The organism is Roseibium album, assembly GCF_001404515.1.
Classification (GTDB): domain Bacteria; phylum Pseudomonadota; class Alphaproteobacteria; order Rhizobiales; family Stappiaceae; genus Roseibium; species Roseibium album.
Map to the genome: position 1 here is coordinate 150,395 of NZ_CXWE01000005.1, position 17,866 is coordinate 168,260.

Here is a 17,866-nt window from a genome sequence, read left to right on the forward strand (position 1 = left end):
ACTCACCGTTGGTTATAGGGAGGTTACCGGACGCTTTCAATCAAAAGCCCGGCCGACACCCTACGCAAAACCCGTACGTTTTCCCGTGCCGCAGGTGGGTGTCGATTGTGGCGCTGTCAAGTCGACCGCGCCGAAAGTTTCAGACAAAAGGTTAACCGGGCCGTTTGCCTTGGCAGATCATGTCGATATGCAGTATGCCGTCCTTGATATATTTGTCCGATACCGTTTCAAATCCCAGAGCATTGTAAAACTCTTCCAGGTGCGCCTGCGCCGACAGGTCAATCGGACAACCCGGTGCAATTTCCCCAGCCTTTTCAATCCCTGCCAGCATCATTTTCCGGCCAAGCCCACTGCCCCGCTGCCCGGACGCAATCACGACCCGACCGATCCTGGCTGTTCCGACATCCGGTTCGGCGAACAGGCGTATGATTCCCACAAGATCGCCCGCCGTCCTGGTGCGCACAAGCAAATGCAACGCATCCGGGTCCTTGCCGTCGATATCCTGGTAGAGCGATGTCTGTTCCAGAAGAAAAACATCCTGACGCAGTTTCAGGACATCATGAACATCGATCGGACCCAATTCCTGCAACCTGGCCCATCGGGCGTCAAAAGATTCGTCAAATTCCATGTCGGATTTACCCGATTTGCGTCAGACCTTGCGGCGATAGGTCACAAAGGCAAAATCTGCACTGTCTTTTTCTGATCGCTTGCCTTCAATCCTTCGGGTCTCGCGCCAGACCGCAGGATGTATCTCCGGAAATCGGGTATCGCCGTCAGGCCGCGCATCAACCTCGGTGATTTCGAGACGGTCGGCCTGTTCGATCACCTGGGTATAAATCTGGCCACCACCGATACAAAATATCTCGTCGACATCCATTTGTCCGGCGAGTTCACCTGCCCGCTTCAAAGCACCTTCCAATGACGTCGCCGTTTCGGCACCGTCCGGTGCGTAGTTCCGGTCACGGGTGATCACGATGTGCGGGCGTCCGGGCAAAGGCCGTCCACCGAAGGACAGAAAGGTTTTGCGGCCCATAATCATCGGCTTGCCGAGCGTCATTCGCTTGAAGTGCTTCAGGTCGGACGATAGCGCCCACGGCATGTCATTATCCGCCCCGATAATCCCGTTGCGGGCAACCGCGGCTATCAGAACAAGTTCCGGCAAGGGCTTCTCCGAATCCGGTTTGCATTTTCCGGCTCGCCTCCTAGCATGTTTTTCCGTCGCCTGAGTACATTTCGACCAATTTCTCGATGCAGATTGTCGGATTTGACCGACATCCCACGTCCTTGATGAGAACGCCAACAGGAAAAGGGAATACCGGATATGTCAGACCTGATGGAGACCGTGCTGATCGAGCGCACCAGGGAATTGATCCCGGACGACAATGTCGAGCAGAAGAAGATGTTCGGTTCGACCTGCTTCATGGTCAATGGCAACATGCTTATTTGCGCGTCGAAGCGCGGGTTGATGGCACGTGTCGGCAAGGATCAGGAAGCCGAAGCTCTTTCAAAGCCTCACGCCACTCCCTGCCGGCCGGCAGGACGCCCGATGCCGGGTTTCATCCGGGTCGAGCCTGAAGGCATTGAAAGTGACAAGGACCTGAAGAGCTGGGTTGACCTGGCACGAAACTACGTTTGTGCACTGCCACCCAAGCAAGCAAAGCCGAGAAAATCGAAATCCGGAAAGGCAAGACCATGAGCGCGGCGGGATTTGCACCGGAAACCTTCGCGTTTCTCAAGTCACTCAAGGACAACAATGCAAAAGACTGGTTCGACGCCCACAAGGCCGACTACCAGCGCTTCGTCAAGAAACCCTCGGACTTATTTCGCAGCGAAGTCGCCCGGAAACTCGCTGAACTCACCGGCCACGAGATCGTCTCGAAACAGTTCCGGATCAATCGCGACCTAAGGTTTTCCAAGGACAAGACACCCTATAACACCCATATCCGTATGGCCTTCTGGCCGAATGGCGGAGCCTTCGAAGGCCGTGATGCGCAGCCGCCGAGCTTTTTTCTTTCCGTTGAACCCGACCACATACGGTTCGGAACTGGCTGCATGGCTTTTTCGAAACCGGCTCTCGGCTCATACCTTCAGGCGCTCGAAACCGGGAAAGGTGAAGAAATCGAGAGGCTGCTCGACCAATTGAACAGTGAGGGATTTGATCGGTCAGAACCCGACCTGGCAAAAGTGCCGCGAGGGTTTCCGAAGGATAACCAGTTTGCCGACCTTGCACGCCACAAGGGTCTCGCCGTCTGGAAATCGATTGAAGACACTGATCAGCTGATCGGCGATGCAGCCCCGACATTCATGGTGAGTGCCTGGAACCCCACATTGCCGTTCTGGCAGTGGCTGGCGGATATTCTGAAACCTGTGTATGCGATGTAAAAGTATGCAGCCAGCATGATCCCCTCTGGCAGACCGGTCAGGCCTTTTCCAGATTGGCGAGAATGATCTCGATCCAGATGCGTGTCGGCGGTATCCAGGCATTCCAGTTGTTATAGTTGCCGGAGTAGATCACCGCAGTGACATCGGCTTTAGGACAGATCCAGAGACGCTGGCCACCGTTGCCGAAACCGGCGGCCCAGTCGGTCGGTCCACCGAGTGCCTTGACCGGTGCCTTGCCGAGAAACCAGAAATAACCGTAGCTCAGCATTTCCGGGGTCTGAATATGAGGCATCTGGGAGGCCCGTATCCAGGCTTCCGGAACAATCCGTTTCCCGTCCCACAGACCGTTGTTCAATACAAGGCGCCCGATCTTCAAAAGATCCGGCGCGGTCAATCTCAGACCCGACGCCGGCGAATGCGTGCCGTCTTTGCCGGCTGTCCACTCGTATGTCTCAATGCCAAGCGGGCCAAACAGAACCTCGCTTGCAAACTCTGGCAGGCTTTTGCCGGTACCGCGCTCGAGTATCCCTCCAATGAGCGCCGTTGCACCACCGCTATAGGTCCATTTTGTTCCCGGCTCTTCAACGATCGTCCGCTCCAGGATAAACCGGTAGCGATCCGGAGCGAGTTCCATCGCGATCTCACTGTTTTCAGGATCCGTGTAAGGTCGCGATTCATCCCATTCCAGTCCGAGACTCATCGTCAGAGCATGTTCGACCGTAAGCTTCATCCGCGCCGGATCGGACGAAAGATCCTTGTAGTCGTCGAAAACCGACAGAATTGGCGTATCGAGCGTCGGGACCATCCCCCGTTCCAGGGCGATACCGTAAAGGAGACCGACAACGCTCTTGGTGACCGAACGAAGGTCATGCAGCGTTCCGGCGTCGAACGTGACTTCACCCAACGGCTGCCCCCAGCTTTCGTCCGGTCCCTTGCTGTAACTTTCCAGAATGGTTTCGCCACTCCGTTCCGCCAGGACAACATGCAGATGCGGCAGCAGGCCGGATTCCACGCCGGCAACCAGCTTGCGTCCGATCATCGGATCGAAGCCGCTGTTTTCAGCAGCAAGGGCATGGGGAGACAGGGAAACGGAGTAGTCTGAAGAGGTCATGGTGATCGTCCCGATCGGCAATGTTTGAGCAATCTGACACAAGGTTACAACCAAATGCGAACATTTGTGCGTCGGACCCAGCATCGGACCAAGTCATTCCAATTGCATCAGAGCCGAAGCCTGACCAGACCTTGACCTTCCAGTAGCTGGAAACACCATAACATCGAGATGCCTCTCTCGATGAATGTGAGCCGGAAATGAAATTGGATCGCAGGTCGTTCCTGAAAACCACGCTTGCGAGCTGCGCGACAGCAGCTGTGCCGCAACTCGCCCTTGCAAAATCTTCCGAGGGTTTCCTGGAACTCAAGGCAGCCTATGGAAAAGCGCATCTTTACGGTGACAAGGGTGGTGCATCCGATCTCTGGCTCTACAATGACCGGCTCCCGGGACCGGAAATCCGGGTCAAACAGGGCGAGAAGGTCAGGGTCAGGTTCATCAATGAACTCGACGAACCCACGTCCATTCACTGGCACGGCATCCGTATCGACAACACCATGGACGGCGTTGCCGGATTGACGCAACCTGCTGTCAAACCCGGTGACAGTTTCGACTACGATTTCGTCGTACCGGACGCCGGAACCTACTGGTACCACGCCCACAACATGAGCTGGAACCAGGTGCCCCGCGGTCTTTCCGGACCGCTGATCGTCGACGAACACAAACAGCTTTTTCCCCCGGAAGCGGACATCACTTTGGTGCTGAGCGACTGGCGCCTGGATGAAGATGGCGTCCTCGACACTGCAAGCTTCGGCGCAATGCATGACTTTTTTCACGCAGGCAGGCTCGGCAACTGGTTGACGGTCAACGGGGTGTCCTTGCCCGACATTACGATGAGGACAGGTGTCTGGCACCGGGTCCGTCTGATAAACGCCTCGGCGTCCCGTATTCTTGATCTTGCCCCGGAGCGCTTCGGTGCACGCGTCATTGCGCTGGACGGTCAGGTCTTCTCTGACCCGCGCGAGGTCTCAGGTGTCGTGCGGCTTGCCCCCGCACAGCGCATGGATCTCGTCATGCGCCCGACGAAAACCGGAACGCTGCCCCTCGAAATGATGACCGGGCAGCCATTCACTTTCGCCAATTTCCAGGTGACGGAGGCCCAGGGCAGCGATCTTCCCCTGACGCTTCCTCCTGTCAACCGATTGCCGGAACCGGACCTGGAGGACGCGCTGGAACTGCCGCTCGTGATGCAGGGCGGTGCCATGGGCGGAATGCGCTCGTTGCTGGAGGACCGGTCGGAGGAAGATGTCCGCAGCATGATGCAGGACGGCCAGTTCTGGACGTTCAACGGCATTCCAGGCATGCAGGACCAACCCATGTTCAGTGCCAGGCGCGGTGAAACCGTCGTTCTGGAAAGCCGGAACGACACCAGCTTCGCCCATGCAATGCATGTTCACGGTCACCACTTCCGTGTTCTGGCGCGCGATGGCGAAACATTGGAGCACCAGGATTGGCGCGACACATTCACGACGGATCCGCGTGAAACCGTAAAGATCGCCTTCGTTGCCGACAATCCCGGCAAATGGCTCATCCACTGCCACATGCTCGGCCATGCCGCCTCGGGCATGATGACTTGGTTCGAGGTGAGCTAGAACGCGAATCCCTTTAGGGTGATGGCCAACTCACCTTGAGAGAATAAGGGAGCGCGATTGAACGCCAAAACACCGCCTGCGATCTTGTTTTTGCACGCCTTGCCGCTGGACGGCACAATGTGGCTAGGTCAGTTGGACCTGTTTCCCACTGCCTGCTATGCGCCGACCCTGTACCGACATGGCAACTCGATCGAGAACTGGGCAACCGCCGCGCTTAAAGAAGTACACGAAGAAGAAATTATTGTCATAGGTTGTTCAATCGGCGGGTCGTGCGCCCTTGAAATTGCGAAATTGGCACCACATCGTGTTCGAGCCATCGTGCTGACTGGAACAAAAGCACACAAAAACCCAAATCCAGTTTTTTTGGAGCAAGCAGTCAATCTCATCCGAACGCGAGGGCCGAATGCAGCGTGGAATGCCTTTTGGAAACCGCTTTTTTCAGTTTCCTCAAATGATGATGTTGTGAGGGCCGCGAAAGAAAGTTTCGACAAAAGATCCGCTCGCGAACTCGTTGACGGCACTGTTGCGTTCCACATGCGCCCTAGCAGACGCGATCTTCTGGAAAGCTTCCCTCACCGGACAGTTTTCATCTCAGGCAGCCACGATATCGCCCCCGGTCCGGAATTGACATTCAAACAGGCACAAACAGCAAGAGATGGAAGCTGTCACGTAATTCCGAATTGCGGTCACTACGCGCCACTTGAGGCAACAAGCGCCTTCAACGCAATCCTTCGACAAGAGCTTCTGGTTCATTTTCCCGCTGAATGCGGATCCTGAACTTTTCAATGTGACCAATGACAAGCAGAAACAAATGGAACCCTATACCGCAATAGGTGCCGCGATATGCGGGTGCGGATCGTAGCCTGTCAGCTCGAAATCTTCGTATTTGAAGGCAAAGAGATCGGTGACGTCCGGATTGATCTTCATTTGCGGCAACGGACGCGGGGTCCGGGTAAGCTGTTCGCGCGCCTGTTCGAAGTGGTTGGAATAAAGATGTGCATCGCCGAGCGTGTGCACGAAATCGCCGGGTTTCAACCCGGTGACCTGTGCCACCATCAGGGTCAGCAACGCATAGGAAGCGATGTTGAAAGGCACACCAAGGAAGACATCAGCCGATCGCTGGTAGAGCTGGCACGACAGCTTGCCGTTCGCCACGTAGAACTGGAACAGGGAATGACATGGTGGCAAAGCCATTTCCTCGACCAGGGCCGGATTCCAGGCGGAAACGATCAGCCGGCGGCTTTCCGGACTGGTGAGGATCATTTCCAGCAGCTTTTCGATCTGGTCGATGGACCTGCCGTCCGGTGCCGGCCAGGACCGCCACTGGTAGCCGTAAACCGGGCCGAGTTCGCCATTTTCATCCGCCCAGTCATCCCAGATTTTCACGCCGTTTTCATTGAGATAGCGGATATTCGTGTCGCCGGCCAGAAACCAGAGCAGCTCATGAATGATCGATCTCAGATGCAGCTTCTTGGTCGTCACCACCGGAAAACCTTCGGCAAGATCGAAGCGCATCTGGTGACCGAAGATTGAGCGAGTACCCGTTCCCGTTCGGTCGCCCCTGTCGGTACCTTCGTCGAGGATTTTTGCCAGGAGGTCGAGATATTGCTGCACGGCAACGGCCTTTGAAACACGGAGGGAGCGTGATGATAACTTCGCAGATTTTCTGAAAAACGCAGCCCCCCGATCACACTTTCCCCAGATCGATCAGGGTTCCTGATTGACAATTCCGCGGGTTGTCTCAATCCGCTCGCCGTCCGGGTTTGCAATCGGATGCGATGCGCGTTCCGATCTGTTTGCTCTTATCGGGAAATCTGGGGCCATTGCCCGGCGAGCCATTGTGCTTCCGGTTCCCGTCTCAAAAACAAGAGGCCTTTTTCCTCCCTGACAATGGACCACGCTCCGGAGGTGATATTCAAAACATCATGAAAATCTGGAAGATTGGAGGGTTCGTCCGCGATCAGAAGAAATCCATCTTTGGCAAGTTTCTCCGTGAGCCTCGCAAGGACCTTCATCCGTGGTGTCCGCTCCAGCATATGCAGGGTACGGTCGAAGACAATCACGTCAAACATGCCGCAAGGGTCATAGCTGGCAATGTCGGCGACATCTCCTTCGACCGACAGCCCTTCTCGCGCAGCCTGTTTCAACAGACAGGCGATCCCTGAGGACGACAAATCCACGCCGGTTACAAGATGCCCCAGCCTTGCGATAAACAAGGCGTCCCTGCCTTGTCCGCACCCGACATCCAGTATTCGTGCACTCGGCTTTGAATAAGTCTCGAAGAACTCGCAAAATGCCCTGGTAGGAGCGCCGAGCGCATCGGGAGTTGTGCGGTAGAGTGCGTCGTAATCATAGGCCATCGGTCATTTCTCGCTACTTGTCTTGCAATTGGGCTGGAAGGGCCGACTTCGGGAATTCTGCCTTCATCATGTGTGCTTTCATGGCAGGCAAGCCGATCGCCTTGATTTTCAGAATTGCAGCATAAATCAGGGTTGCGGTAGCCAGTGCATCAAGCGTCCACGCGACGGGCTCCCGGAGGACACCAACGAAGGAAGGAAGGTTTTCCAGATCGGGAAGGGTCCAGAATCCGGTCAAGGCATGCAGTACCAGCGCAATCCAGAAACCGGCACAGCAGGGGCAATACCACTGGTCGCAGAGCGACTGTAGCGGCCTGGGCAAATTCTCCAGGGGAGTCTTGAACCAGGTTCCCTATTCGGGCTGCTTGTCCCATACAAGAAGGTGGATTGCCGTGCCCATCAACATCAACTCGCATTTCATACTTCCCCGCATTGCGCTCCATAAAGTTAGTTAGTTTAACTTACTTAATGGGTTAAATTTCAGAGTGAACTATGACGCATCCGGCAAATTCCAGACTTGCAACAGTCCGGCCCATTCCTCGCTACTCAGTTCCAGCATTATCTGGCGCGCAGCAGATGCGTAAATGCCTTTGCCGCAATCCAGCCGGGACTTCCCTTCTGCGGTCAGCAATATGTGCTGTGCCCGGGCGTCATATTGACAAGGTACCCTGCGCACCCAGCCACGTTCCTCCAGCTTGACGACCATGACGCTTGCAGAAGCTTTGCGAACGCCCATCGCCTCAACCACATCCTGCAGATGCTGACCATGATCGTTCTTGTCAGTTTGCCGGTATTCCTGCTGCTGGATCGCGCTCAGATACTCAAATTCGCTGTAGGACACACCCGCATCCGCTGCGAGCGCATTCCATCGGCGGTGCGCGTGCCGATGCACCAGTTCGAAAAATTCGGTAAGATCCACAGCTCAATCCATTTAGTTAGTCTCTCTAACTAACTCGATAGCGATCTGCCGTCAACCCTGCAGTCGACCTGTCTTCGAGAGGTGTGAGTCTCCTTCCATGTTTTCCCGACAAATCACTGCATCCCCTTTTCTTTCAGTAACAAAGCGCTTATATCAAGGCTGCTGGTTCGCCAGCTACGGCAATAAACTGTCAGTGCAATAAACCTATCGGACCCGGGGGCGGTACCCGGCGCCTCCACCCAAGCCCGTGAGGCTATCTATTGGAAATCTCACGGGTTTCGGCGGGGGCGAAATAGGATCGACGAGGGCGTAAAGACTGTGCTTTTGCTCGGCATTGTACCACCGTTATCGGGCTGTTCTAATAGTTGCAAACGACAACTATGCTATGGACAACGCTGTCGCCGCGTAATGCAGCGCCGGTAGTCCACTAAGTCCCGTAGGTTAGCACCTTCAGGCGGGGTTCGAAGGCACCTGGCAACAGAAGCCTTCACCTAATCCCCTCCCTTTGGGTTCCCCAAAACAGCCCTTTTCTGGACGTTGTGCATGCATTGGCTTAGCCTTCTCAGGAAAGACTCATTATTCTGGTATCACTTGGAAAATTGGCTTTTCTTTTTGACGCCGGACGGTCAATGTGGGCCGGATAGAGCTAATTAGAACGAGATTCGACGAGAACTGATGTCTGAAGACCTTCTGCGATACGATATCCTTATCCAGGACGCGCTCAGGGGCGCGGTCAAGAAGATTCTTGCCGAGGTCGGACGAACGGGCCTGCCCGGTGACCATCATTTTTACATCGCCTTCGATACCAACGCGCCGGGCGTGCGCATTTCCCAGAGGCTGAAGGAACGCTATCCTCAGGAAATGACCATTGTGCTGCAACATCAGTTCTGGGATCTGGCAATCGGCGAGCATGCGTTCGAGGTCGGGCTTTCCTTTGGTGGCGTTCCGGAAAAACTGCTGGTGCCCTTTTCGGCGATCAAGGGCTTTTTCGATCCATCCGTCCAGTTCGCCCTGGAATTCGATCCGGGCAAAACCGCCGAAGAACTGCCGGAAGAATTGCTTGAAGCGGTAGAGGAACTGGCAAAGGCCGAAAAGGAACAGACGGACGGCGAGAGCGATGCCCCGGCTGTGACTGGCGGAGCTGAAGTTGCGGCGGTGGATGCGGCTGAAAGCGAAAAGCCGGCTGAAAAAACGCCTGCCGGTGATAGCGGCGGCGAAGTCGTCTCCCTGGACGCGTTCCGCAAGAAAACCTGATTGCCGGAGGTTTGCATGAGCGCGGAAATCGTCAATCTGCGCCAGGTTCGCAAGCAAAGAAAGCGGACCGACAAGGAAAAACAGGCCGAAGACAACCGGCGCAAATTCGGCCGAACCAAAGCCGAGCGGGATGACGCGCGCAGACGGCGTGAGCATCTGGAAAACCAGGTAGAAAGCCACCGGCTCCCCGGACCGGGCTCATCCAGCGAAACCGAGACGGACTGATCCGTATGGCGTTCGTCAAACGGTCTCTCTCCCTGCATGGCCATCGCACCAGCCTAGCCCTGGAACCCGAATTCTGGGAAGTCGTGGATGAACATGTCGCAGCCGAACAACGATCCCTTGCCAGCTTGATTGCAGAAATCGACGACAACCGCGATCCGGACGATCCGCTGTCTTCAGCAGTCCGGGTGTGGGTGGTAAATCAGCTGCGCACTGCCTAAATTTCGCTCCGACTTCCGCATACCATTCATAGATACATTTTTTCTGAACACTCAATGCGTGTATTTCGGAGTCAATGATGCGTGATCAAACCTCACTGAAATTCCATAGACACTTCAAGCCGTTGTGGCTCGGCATATGTGTGCTGTTTGCTTCCGCAACGCCGATGACGTCGGTCGCCGCTCAGGAATTCAAGACGCTGCGCGACAAGTGGATGGTTCACTTTGCCGAGCGCGTGAGGGAAACGGCGTTTCTCGACAACCTTGTTATGGTGATTCACAAAATCGACCGTGACGACCATGGCATCAGCCAAGACGACATAGACTTATTCAGGGCCCGGCTTTTGGCGGAAAAGCGCGCGAACACTGTCTCCGGCTACCTGAAGTATGACTTGAACGGCGACTTCGTCATCGACCGCGAGGAGATCGCAACTGTCTCCAGCGCGCGTATTCCAAAAAGGAATAGAATGCGAACAGAGCGCAACAACGCTCGCATTGAATCGACAATCCAGGGAATACTCCAGAAAGACCCCAATCAGGACGGAAAAATCACCCTCCAAGAGCTAGCGGCGATCAGCACCAGGACCGTGTCGGACGGGCGAAACAGGCAACACGAAGCACTCCTTGTTTTAGAAGACCTGCTCGAACTTGATCCGGACAACAGCGGAACTCTGTCGGCATATGAGGCCGCCGGTCTCATGCGAGCAATCCTCAAAGACGGTACAGATGCCCAAGTTCGAGCGCGAATTCCAGGGGAGCAGGATGCCTGTGAAGTGCCTGTTGCTTCCGCTGAAGCGGACGTTCACCTCGTTGGCGCGTCCAAAGGCACCGGCGTTTCGTCAGTCACGGTTTCCGGGCAGGACAGGATGACGTCAGTGGCGAAGATCAACATCGAAGCTGGAGAGACACCGCTTTACCTGATACTCACTTCTCAAAGTCCGATGATCTGGCAGCTGACCGGCGCATTAAACCGTCTGGAAAACGTCGTTCTGTCCGGCCGGGAAAACGATCAGGGGAAAATCATGGCGGGAGCAACAGGCCTTTCAGGCGCAAAAGCAACCTTTGTTTCGTCGTCCAACTGTATCTCCCATGTTACTGAAAAAGAGAGCGTAAGAAGCATCAGAGCCTGGCTTCAATCGACCGACCTTGTCGGGACATCGACCGTCGAAATACACGGACACAGCACAATCCATGAACTCGCACTGCCGTCGGGCGAATACTCGGATCAGCCGCCGAAGACTGCCCGCGACGGTAAAAAGTTTTCATACGTCGCGTCGGCTGTGGGTGTTTCCGAAAACTCCGACCACAGTCCGGCCGTTCGGCAGTTGATGGCCGGTTCCGTAAACCGGCAGTTGATGCAGATTCTGCTGAGATTCAATCCGGGAGGCGTCGTCAGCATCGCAAAGGAAGCGGTGTCGAGCGACGTTGAAGCCCGGTACTACGAGTTGTTGCCTATTGAGGCCGGACTGGCTCAGCTTGTTGCCGCAGGAAAACTTGAACCGGTCAGATTCGGCCACAGGGATGTCTACCGAGTTTTGGACGCAATACGCGTGCCTTCAGGTCTGGCCGGGTCGCAAAGCGTCAGTTTCATTCTCCCGGAAGGGGTGGCCCAACCGACGGGAAATCCTGGAAACTCCATGATAGTTCCGGAAGAAGACCTAGAGACACTCAATGATTTTCCGCCGAGGCGAAACACAACTTACTGAGCCCCAGGCAACACCAGAGGTGCACCGACGTCCTGCGTGATCAGGTCCTCGATGGAGATCGGTGGATCAAGAGGTGGCAGAGCATCCGTCGGCTTGGCGGTGGGCGTCGACTGCGGAATTGACTGTGTCGTTTGCACGTCTGTCTCGCCCAGGAGGGCTCGGATGCGGTCGGCAAACGGCTGATCGCTGCCGGACGGGTCCGCATCACTCTGCTGGCGCGGCAACGGTGTCGGTCCCGGTGCAGGAACAGGGCTATCCTCGCCCTGTTGCTCCCGGAGTTCTTCCAGCACACGTGCCTCTTCTTCAAGCCGCAGTCGTTCTTCTTCCGCTGCAAGGGCTGCCGCCTCGGCTTCGCGCACACGCCGGTCCCTTGACTGTCTCTGTCGTTTCAGTTCGCGAACGAGCCGATCCCTTTCCAGAATTTCAGCTTGCAGTTTCTCAACCCGTTCAACTTCCTGCTCGAAAGCGCGCAAGGTCAGGTAGGCTGTGAAGGGTGCAATATCGACAAGACGTTCGGGTTGCTCAATAGGTCCCTCGAACAACAGGCCAACTTGCGGTTCCGCTCCGGTGACAGCATCTACTCCCGGGTCGACCTTCAGGGAAAAGTCGGCATCGAGATCATAGGTTCTGAGGTCGACTTCGCCAGATCCGAAAATCTCGGCTCGTGCCGAGTCCACGACGACATTGCGCGCGCTGAGGCGCCCGCCGACGAGCGTTAGCGTCCCGTCGACCCGCTCGAAAGGCAGGTTCCCGGCGCTCATATGATTGACAAAAACCTCGCGGATCCTGTCGTCCTGCAATTCCAGACCGGCGTCCGCTGCACGCGTGACCAATGGAAACGCCTGTGGATTGAGGCTGCGGAAATCGCCCTGCCCCATGGAAAACGTGCCGCCACCGTTGAGCCCCGCCACGATCGCGGAAATCGAGCGCCCGGCACCTTCGAATTCCAGGAACAGATCCAGCGTTCCGGAGGCGACAGCACGATTTCCGGGTTTCCAGACCAGCTGGCGAAGATCGGCATTGTTCAGTTTGACGCGTCCGGAAAAGGCCGCTTCCGCGTCCGAACGCTGAACAGACAGGCTGCCGTTCAGGCTGCCACCGGCAAAAGCACCTGACAGGCCGTCAAGCCGCATGAGCGAGGGGGAAAGGCGAAGTTCGCCACGCGGGTTGGCAATCTCGGTTGTTTCATCGACAAGCAAACGGTCCGCTTCGACCTGAAGCGTGACGTCGAGTTGATCCAACAACGGTGCTCCGAATGGTGACGATGGCCAGATGCTCGTCCCGTCACCCACCGAAAACCACTGATCGGGCCCGAGCACAAGTTCGGTCAAACCCCGAAGATCAATCTCACGGGCAAAAAGTTCACCGCTGAACCGCCGGTTCCGTTCTCCGGGCGCCGGTTCAAGATTTCCCGAAACCCGTCCCTCGAACGAAGTGTCACCGAGAGAACCTGTAGCGTTGTCGATCTGCAGGTCACTCCCCTGCCCCTTGAGATCGAAATCGACTTCAGCCGGGATCGTACCGGTCATGACCGGAAGGACCCTGCCGGCCATCAGTGCAAGAGGTGCCAGATCATCCGTTTTTGCGGAAACACTGGCGCTGTATTCCGGATCGGTGTCTTTTTGGAGAACAAGGCTTCCTTCCGCCTTCAGGTCGGATGCACCGATGGTGGCGGCAACTTCGACTGCCAATCCATTTGAAGGAACACCTGTTGCAATCAGATAGATCTGGCCGCTGCTGTTTGTACCCACCGGAATGATGTCGAAGCCAAGCTGCTGCAAAAGTCTCCCGCCGTCAGGTCCCTTCAACCCGACAGAAAAATTCACACCGGCATCGTGCCAATCATCTACCCGTCCCGTGAGATTTGCGCTGACAACGGCCTCCGCCCCCCCTGCCGTACCATCGAGGCGAAGGGTCATGTCGGTGCCATCACCGACTGCTGCGGCTTTGAGTTCTCCCTGAAAGGTCGCTGGAACGAGACTTCCAGCAGCCTTTTCAAGATGGCGTGCGAATGCCGTATCAGGAAAGATGCTGCCCGCCAGAGCAACAAGGCCGGACAGGTCACGCGCATCAAGCTCACCTGCGACCGCGCCTTCGGGAGCCGAGAACAGGTTACTGATTTCTCCCGTGACATCGAGACGAGCGCCGGCGAGGTCTTCGGCAAACAACCGATCAATCCGGACACCGCCATCGGTATATTCGGCTTCCAGGGCAAGGCCCTTGCCATCGACGCCGCGGGCAACCACTTCCTTGGCGCGCAGCCGCAACGAAACATTCAGCCCTTTGGGATCTTCCGCACTGCCGTTCTTTCCAGGGCTCGGCCGTATAAGACCCGCGAGGCTTTCGATCGCATCAAGGTCCAGTCTTTGCGCATCAAGGCTGAGCGAAAACTCTGCATTGCCTTGCCGCGGTTTGCGATAGGAAAGAGCCCCCCGCGCCTCGGAACCGTCCATGGTGAGGCGAAGATTGTTCAATGCAGCGCCTTCCGGAAGCAGGTTCAGGCGCCCTTCCAGAGCAATCGGCTCCATAGCGGAGACATTGCTTTCCTTTTGCTGCCACCATCCAAGGAAGGACCCGGGCTGGTCCGAACTGATTGAAATGGCCCCCCGGTAGCTCATCGAGGGCTCAAGACCGAGATCTCCCTGGGTTGCGACCGTTGTTCGACCAGGCAATCGCCCGGCCAGGCGTGCAATACGCCATCCACCAAGCATTGTCTCCAGATCAAGCCGCACGTTCTGGACAATGCCACCACCGGCAACGAGGGCAGGAACATCGAGCGAGAGTGACCCGTCAATCGCGGGCAGAGGCACCGCGCGCAACGCCGAGATCAATTGTCCGCTCGCCGAATTGAGCTCGACGGGGTTTTGCGGTCCGCCGCCGAGCAACCGGTCCAGATCGACCTGCTTGGACGTCGCCCGGATCTCGAACCGTTTGTTCCCTGCGTAAACCAGGTCTGCGCTGCCGGTTACGCTGAGACGCTTGTCATCAGGCCCATAGCGAAACTCGAATTCAGGCACGGCGACTTCTGCGATATCAGCCGTGAACCGGCCCTCGGACGTCCAGATGTTGCTGTCGTCTTCCTCCAGAACAATTGACGCGATGTTGAACCTGCCGTCGAAAGCAGGTGCAGCGTCGGACTGTTGCAGCATGCCGTCAAAGGCAAAGTTCACGGCCCAGTCGACCGGTGTCATCTCCCCCTTGATGCGAATACCAAGATCCTGTTGGGCGCGACCGGTCGCAATGGAGAGATTGTAGGGCGAACCTTCAAGGGTAAGGCTGCCGGTCGCCTTGAAAGGTCCGGCGAGCGAACGGGCGCTGACCGAAAGGTTGCCATTATCCACACGATGCGTTTCACCTGATCGTGCATCGACGATGGAAAGCGCACCATCGCGAATGGTGATCTTCTCGAATGCGACATCTTCAGGCGGCACATTTGCAAGCGCTCCATCCGACGTACGCGCAGTCAGCCAGTCCAGTCTGCCGTCTTCGTCAAGCGACAACGACAGGTGGGGCCGATCCAGCTCCATGTCGATAACGCGGATCTCGCCCTTCAGAAGCGGCGGCAGCTCGATACGGACATTGAATTGTGAAACGACAAGCAGCGGATCTTCCGCTTCGCCGACCCGCACGTCGGAAAAACTGATGGACGGAGCAGGCAACAGGCGCAAGTCGGCTTCGCCGAGCACGGTTACCCTGTGTCCCAACGCCCGTTCTGCATAGGTTTCAAAGGTGGAGCGGTAAACGGTCCAGTCAATAAAAAACGGTCCGACCAGTGCCGCAACCAGCACCAGAATAACGGAAATTCCCAACGTGATGTAAACGGAGTTCAGGCCTTGTCTCCTTGTTCTCCAAAGTCACCGGACCCTTCACCGGACACATGTAGCGCATCTTTGCTGCACCGCAAATAGAAACAGGGAAAGTTACGCCTGCCGCCTAACATATAAGCTGCCGCGGTTAAAACGAGCTTATCGAACTGATTCGATAGAGTATCATGATTGCGGCAGGATCTTGCCCGGATTCATCAAATTGTGCGGATCGAGCGCTTGCTTGATTGCCTGCATCATTTCGAGTGCATCACCATGTTCCCGCCTCATGTATTTCTGCTTGCCCTGGCCGACACCGTGCTCGCCTGTACAGGTTCCGCCCATATCGAGGGCACGGATCGCGAGCCGTTCAACAAAAGCTTCGGATTTTCGCATTTCCTCCGGATCATCGAGATCAACCAGAATCTGGACGTGGAAATTGCCGTCGCCGACGTGACCCACAATCGGTGCCAGCAGTCCTTCGGCCTCAATGTCCTGCGCAGTTTGGATCACGCATTCGGCAAGCTGCGAGATCGGCACGCAAACATCGGTCGCCACGATCTGAGCTTCCGGTCTCAATCCCTTGCCCGCCCAGTAGGCATCGTGACGTGCCGACCAGAGTCTGGTTCGGTCTTCTGCCACCGTGGCCCATTTGAACGGGCCGCCGCCAAGTTCATCGGCTATGGCAGAAAACATCTCCGATTGCTCTTGAACCCCGGCTTCCGATCCGTGGAATTCCAGGAACAGTGTCGGCGTCTCCGCAAGGTCCAGCTTTGAATAGGCATTGCAAGCCTTGACCTGAAGGCTGTCGAGCAGCTCGATCCGTGCGACCGGCAAGCCCATCTGGATCGTCATGATCACGGCCTGGCAGGCAGCCTCCACATCAGGAAAAGGACAGACACCTCCGGAAATTGCCTCCGGTTGACCATGAAGCCGGATGGTCAGCTCCGTGATGATACCCAGCGTTCCTTCGGACCCGACAAACAGACGCGTCAGATCGTAGCCGGCAGAGGACTTCCTGGCACGGCCGCCTGTCTTGATAATGCTCCCGTCGGCCGTAACCACCGTCAACCCGAGAACCGCGTCTTTCATTGTCCCATAGCGAACGGCATTCGTACCTGATGCCCTGGTTGCCGCCATGCCGCCCAGGCTGGCATCAGCACCGGGATCGATCGGAAAGAATAATCCGGTGTCCCTGATATAACTGTTGAGCTGCTTGCGGGTCACGCCCGCCTCGACCCGGCAATCAAGGTCGTCCGAATTCACTTCAAGAACCCGATTCATCCTGCTGAGATCAATCGAAATTCCTCCGCGAGGTGCGTTGACATGTCCTTCGAGCGAAGTCCCTGTGCCGAAGGCGATTACCGGAATATTTTCTGCGGCGCAGAGCCGGACGATTTCAGCCACCTCGTCGGTCGTTTCTGCAAATACGACAGCGTCGGGCGGCTGGTTCGTGAGCCAGGTGGTTGTGTGTCCGTGCTGCTCTCTCAAGGCATGCGATGTCGCGCAGCGATCAGCGAACCGCTCCTTCAGTGCCCTGATAACACCTGCAACGTCATGCTGCTGCTCATTCAGCAGGTCTGCTTTTGCTTCTATCGCCATTTCGAGCCGCCGTCCTTCCTTCCGGAACCTGGATGTGGCCCCGCATTTCGTTATTGAATATGTTAGCGGATGAGGAAAAGGTCAAAGCCAAATCCGGCTTTGGCGGCAGAGCTTTGCAGGAAAATTCTGAAGGAGTCCAGCATGAAGGCTGAGTGGGGTGAAGGACCGGTCGAAAGTGACGTCATGACGGTCAAGGACGAGTGGATCGATTATAACGGCCACCTGAACATGGCTTATTACAACGTTCTCTTTGACACGGCGGTCGACCAGGTCTTCGAAAGACTGGGCCTTGGACCCGAATATCTGAAGACACGCGGAGCCTCCTATTTCACGGCGGAAGTACATGTCTGCTATCTTCGCGAACTTGGTGCAGGCATGCCGGTGATTGGCACACTTCAACTTGTGGACTTTGACTCCAAGCGGGCCCATTTCTTTCAGGAATTGCGTCACGCCGAAGAGCATTGGCTGTCGGCAACCTCCGAACAGCTCAGCCTTCACGTCGACATGACCGCCCGCAAGGTTGCCCCCTGGCCGGAAGATATCCTGGCCAATCTGAAGTCATTAAGCGACGCGCAGGTCGCGCTATTGCTGCCCGAAAGAGCCGGCCGGCGCATTGCGATCGCAAAATAAGCGGTTCAAACAACAAAATGGAGTGATTTGGAGCATATGACGGGATTGTAGGCCTGTTCTTTCGCACCGACTC

18 protein-coding genes and 1 other RNA gene are annotated in these 17,866 nt (G+C 56.3%); 10 read left to right on the plus strand and 9 right to left on the minus strand.

Translation table 11 applies throughout. The annotated features are described in order from the left end of the window. Positions 1 to 151: 151 nt before the first annotated feature. Complete coding sequence (locus tag LA5095_RS17585; protein WP_055117267.1) at positions 152 to 628, minus strand: GNAT family N-acetyltransferase; 477 nt, start codon at positions 626 to 628, stop codon at positions 152 to 154. A gap of 21 nt (positions 629 to 649) precedes the next feature. Continuing rightward, entirely contained in the window at positions 650 to 1,162 is a 513-nt protein-coding gene (locus tag LA5095_RS17590) for a dihydrofolate reductase (protein WP_055117269.1), read from the minus strand. Between the two features lie 159 nt (positions 1,163 to 1,321). On the opposite strand from LA5095_RS17590, the gene LA5095_RS17595 reads away from it, so the two are divergent. After that, positions 1,322 to 1,696, plus strand: coding sequence for a TfoX/Sxy family protein (locus tag LA5095_RS17595; protein ID WP_055117271.1), 375 nt, complete (start codon positions 1,322 to 1,324; stop codon positions 1,694 to 1,696). Continuing rightward, positions 1,693 to 2,382 (plus strand): DUF2461 domain-containing protein, encoded by a 690-nt coding sequence (locus LA5095_RS17600; RefSeq protein ID WP_055117273.1) that lies wholly within the window; start codon positions 1,693 to 1,695, stop codon positions 2,380 to 2,382. The genes LA5095_RS17595 and LA5095_RS17600 overlap by 4 nt, the downstream gene beginning before the upstream one ends. 37 nt (positions 2,383 to 2,419) lie before the next feature. On the opposite strand, the gene LA5095_RS17605 is transcribed toward LA5095_RS17600, so the two are convergent. Then, positions 2,420 to 3,493 (minus strand): serine hydrolase domain-containing protein, encoded by a 1,074-nt coding sequence (locus LA5095_RS17605; RefSeq protein WP_082442902.1) that lies wholly within the window; start codon positions 3,491 to 3,493, stop codon positions 2,420 to 2,422. A gap of 197 nt (positions 3,494 to 3,690) precedes the next feature. Between LA5095_RS17605 and LA5095_RS17610 the strand changes: the two genes are divergently transcribed. Both LA5095_RS17610 and LA5095_RS33530 read left to right on the plus strand, forming a co-directional pair. Then, on the plus strand, positions 3,691 to 5,082 hold the full coding sequence (locus LA5095_RS17610; protein WP_055117275.1) for a multicopper oxidase family protein: 1,392 nt from the start codon (positions 3,691 to 3,693) through the stop codon (positions 5,080 to 5,082). A gap of 90 nt (positions 5,083 to 5,172) precedes the next feature. Beyond that, positions 5,173 to 5,859 (plus strand): alpha/beta fold hydrolase, encoded by a 687-nt coding sequence (locus LA5095_RS33530; protein ID WP_368681475.1) that lies wholly within the window; start codon positions 5,173 to 5,175, stop codon positions 5,857 to 5,859. A gap of 42 nt (positions 5,860 to 5,901) precedes the next feature. Here LA5095_RS33530 and LA5095_RS17620 read toward each other — a convergent pair whose 3' ends face one another. The 4 genes from LA5095_RS17620 to LA5095_RS17635 form a co-directional block, all read right to left on the minus strand. Beyond that, a complete protein-coding gene (locus LA5095_RS17620) occupies positions 5,902 to 6,696 on the minus strand; it encodes a thymidylate synthase (protein WP_055117278.1) in 795 nt (264 codons plus the stop codon). Positions 6,697 to 6,884: 188 nt separating this feature from the next. Continuing rightward, complete coding sequence (locus LA5095_RS17625) at positions 6,885 to 7,442, minus strand: class I SAM-dependent methyltransferase (RefSeq protein ID WP_055117280.1); 558 nt, start codon at positions 7,440 to 7,442, stop codon at positions 6,885 to 6,887. A 13-nt stretch (positions 7,443 to 7,455) separates the two neighbouring features. Next, a complete protein-coding gene (locus LA5095_RS17630) occupies positions 7,456 to 7,761 on the minus strand; it encodes a hypothetical protein (protein ID WP_208992750.1) in 306 nt (101 codons plus the stop codon). A gap of 168 nt (positions 7,762 to 7,929) precedes the next feature. After that, complete coding sequence (locus tag LA5095_RS17635) at positions 7,930 to 8,358, minus strand: MarR family winged helix-turn-helix transcriptional regulator (RefSeq protein WP_144436036.1); 429 nt, start codon at positions 8,356 to 8,358, stop codon at positions 7,930 to 7,932. Between the two features lie 122 nt (positions 8,359 to 8,480). On the opposite strand from LA5095_RS17635, the gene ssrA reads away from it, so the two are divergent. The 5 genes from ssrA to LA5095_RS17655 all read left to right on the plus strand — a co-directional run bounded on the left by ssrA (position 8,481) and on the right by LA5095_RS17655 (position 11,758). Next, positions 8,481 to 8,850, plus strand: a transfer-messenger RNA (tmRNA) gene (ssrA, locus tag LA5095_RS32075). Between the two features lie 183 nt (positions 8,851 to 9,033). Continuing rightward, positions 9,034 to 9,612 (plus strand): SspB family protein, encoded by a 579-nt coding sequence (locus LA5095_RS17640; RefSeq protein ID WP_055117282.1) that lies wholly within the window; start codon positions 9,034 to 9,036, stop codon positions 9,610 to 9,612. A gap of 15 nt (positions 9,613 to 9,627) precedes the next feature. Further along, positions 9,628 to 9,837 (plus strand): DUF4169 family protein, encoded by a 210-nt coding sequence (locus LA5095_RS17645; RefSeq protein WP_055117284.1) that lies wholly within the window; start codon positions 9,628 to 9,630, stop codon positions 9,835 to 9,837. Positions 9,838 to 9,842: 5 nt separating this feature from the next. Beyond that, positions 9,843 to 10,055: a ribbon-helix-helix domain-containing protein gene (locus LA5095_RS17650; RefSeq protein ID WP_055117286.1), complete on the plus strand. Its 213-nt coding sequence runs from the start codon at positions 9,843 to 9,845 to the stop codon at positions 10,053 to 10,055. Between the two features lie 77 nt (positions 10,056 to 10,132). After that, positions 10,133 to 11,758, plus strand: a complete 1,626-nt coding sequence (locus LA5095_RS17655; protein ID WP_144436037.1) for an EF-hand domain-containing protein — start codon at positions 10,133 to 10,135, stop codon at positions 11,756 to 11,758. Here LA5095_RS17655 and LA5095_RS17660 read toward each other — a convergent pair. Further along, positions 11,752 to 15,546, minus strand: a complete 3,795-nt coding sequence (locus LA5095_RS17660; RefSeq protein WP_208992751.1) for an AsmA family protein — start codon at positions 15,544 to 15,546, stop codon at positions 11,752 to 11,754. The genes LA5095_RS17655 and LA5095_RS17660 overlap by 7 nt on opposite strands. 201 nt (positions 15,547 to 15,747) lie before the next feature. After that, positions 15,748 to 17,163, minus strand: coding sequence for an FAD-binding oxidoreductase (locus LA5095_RS17665; RefSeq protein ID WP_082442868.1), 1,416 nt, complete (start codon positions 17,161 to 17,163; stop codon positions 15,748 to 15,750). Between the two features lie 141 nt (positions 17,164 to 17,304). Here LA5095_RS17665 and LA5095_RS17670 point away from each other — a divergent pair, with 141 nt between their 5' ends. After that, on the plus strand, positions 17,305 to 17,793 hold the full coding sequence (locus LA5095_RS17670) for a thioesterase family protein (RefSeq protein ID WP_055118010.1): 489 nt from the start codon (positions 17,305 to 17,307) through the stop codon (positions 17,791 to 17,793). Positions 17,794 to 17,866 lie beyond the last annotated feature (73 nt).

Bases quoted from the DNA above. Each gene is read 5' to 3' on its own strand.
- LA5095_RS17585 (WP_055117267.1), bottom strand. From the start codon at position 628: ATGGAATTTGACGAATCTTTTGACGCCCGATGGGCCAGGTTGCAGGAA.
- LA5095_RS17595 (WP_055117271.1), top strand. From the start codon at position 1,322: ATGTCAGACCTGATGGAGACCGTGCTGATCGAGCGCACCAGGGAATTG.
- LA5095_RS17600 (WP_055117273.1), top strand. From the start codon at position 1,693: ATGAGCGCGGCGGGATTTGCACCGGAAACCTTCGCGTTTCTCAAGTCA.
- LA5095_RS17605 (WP_082442902.1), bottom strand. From the start codon at position 3,493: ATGACCTCTTCAGACTACTCCGTTTCCCTGTCTCCCCATGCCCTTGCT.
- LA5095_RS17610 (WP_055117275.1), top strand. From the start codon at position 3,691: ATGAAATTGGATCGCAGGTCGTTCCTGAAAACCACGCTTGCGAGCTGC.
- LA5095_RS17625 (WP_055117280.1), bottom strand. From the start codon at position 7,442: ATGGCCTATGATTACGACGCACTCTACCGCACAACTCCCGATGCGCTC.
- LA5095_RS17640 (WP_055117282.1), top strand. From the start codon at position 9,034: ATGTCTGAAGACCTTCTGCGATACGATATCCTTATCCAGGACGCGCTC.
- LA5095_RS17645 (WP_055117284.1), top strand. From the start codon at position 9,628: ATGAGCGCGGAAATCGTCAATCTGCGCCAGGTTCGCAAGCAAAGAAAG.
- LA5095_RS17650 (WP_055117286.1), top strand. From the start codon at position 9,843: ATGGCGTTCGTCAAACGGTCTCTCTCCCTGCATGGCCATCGCACCAGC.
- LA5095_RS17655 (WP_144436037.1), top strand. From the start codon at position 10,133: ATGCGTGATCAAACCTCACTGAAATTCCATAGACACTTCAAGCCGTTG.
- LA5095_RS17665 (WP_082442868.1), bottom strand. From the start codon at position 17,163: ATGGCGATAGAAGCAAAAGCAGACCTGCTGAATGAGCAGCAGCATGAC.
- LA5095_RS17670 (WP_055118010.1), top strand. From the start codon at position 17,305: ATGAAGGCTGAGTGGGGTGAAGGACCGGTCGAAAGTGACGTCATGACG.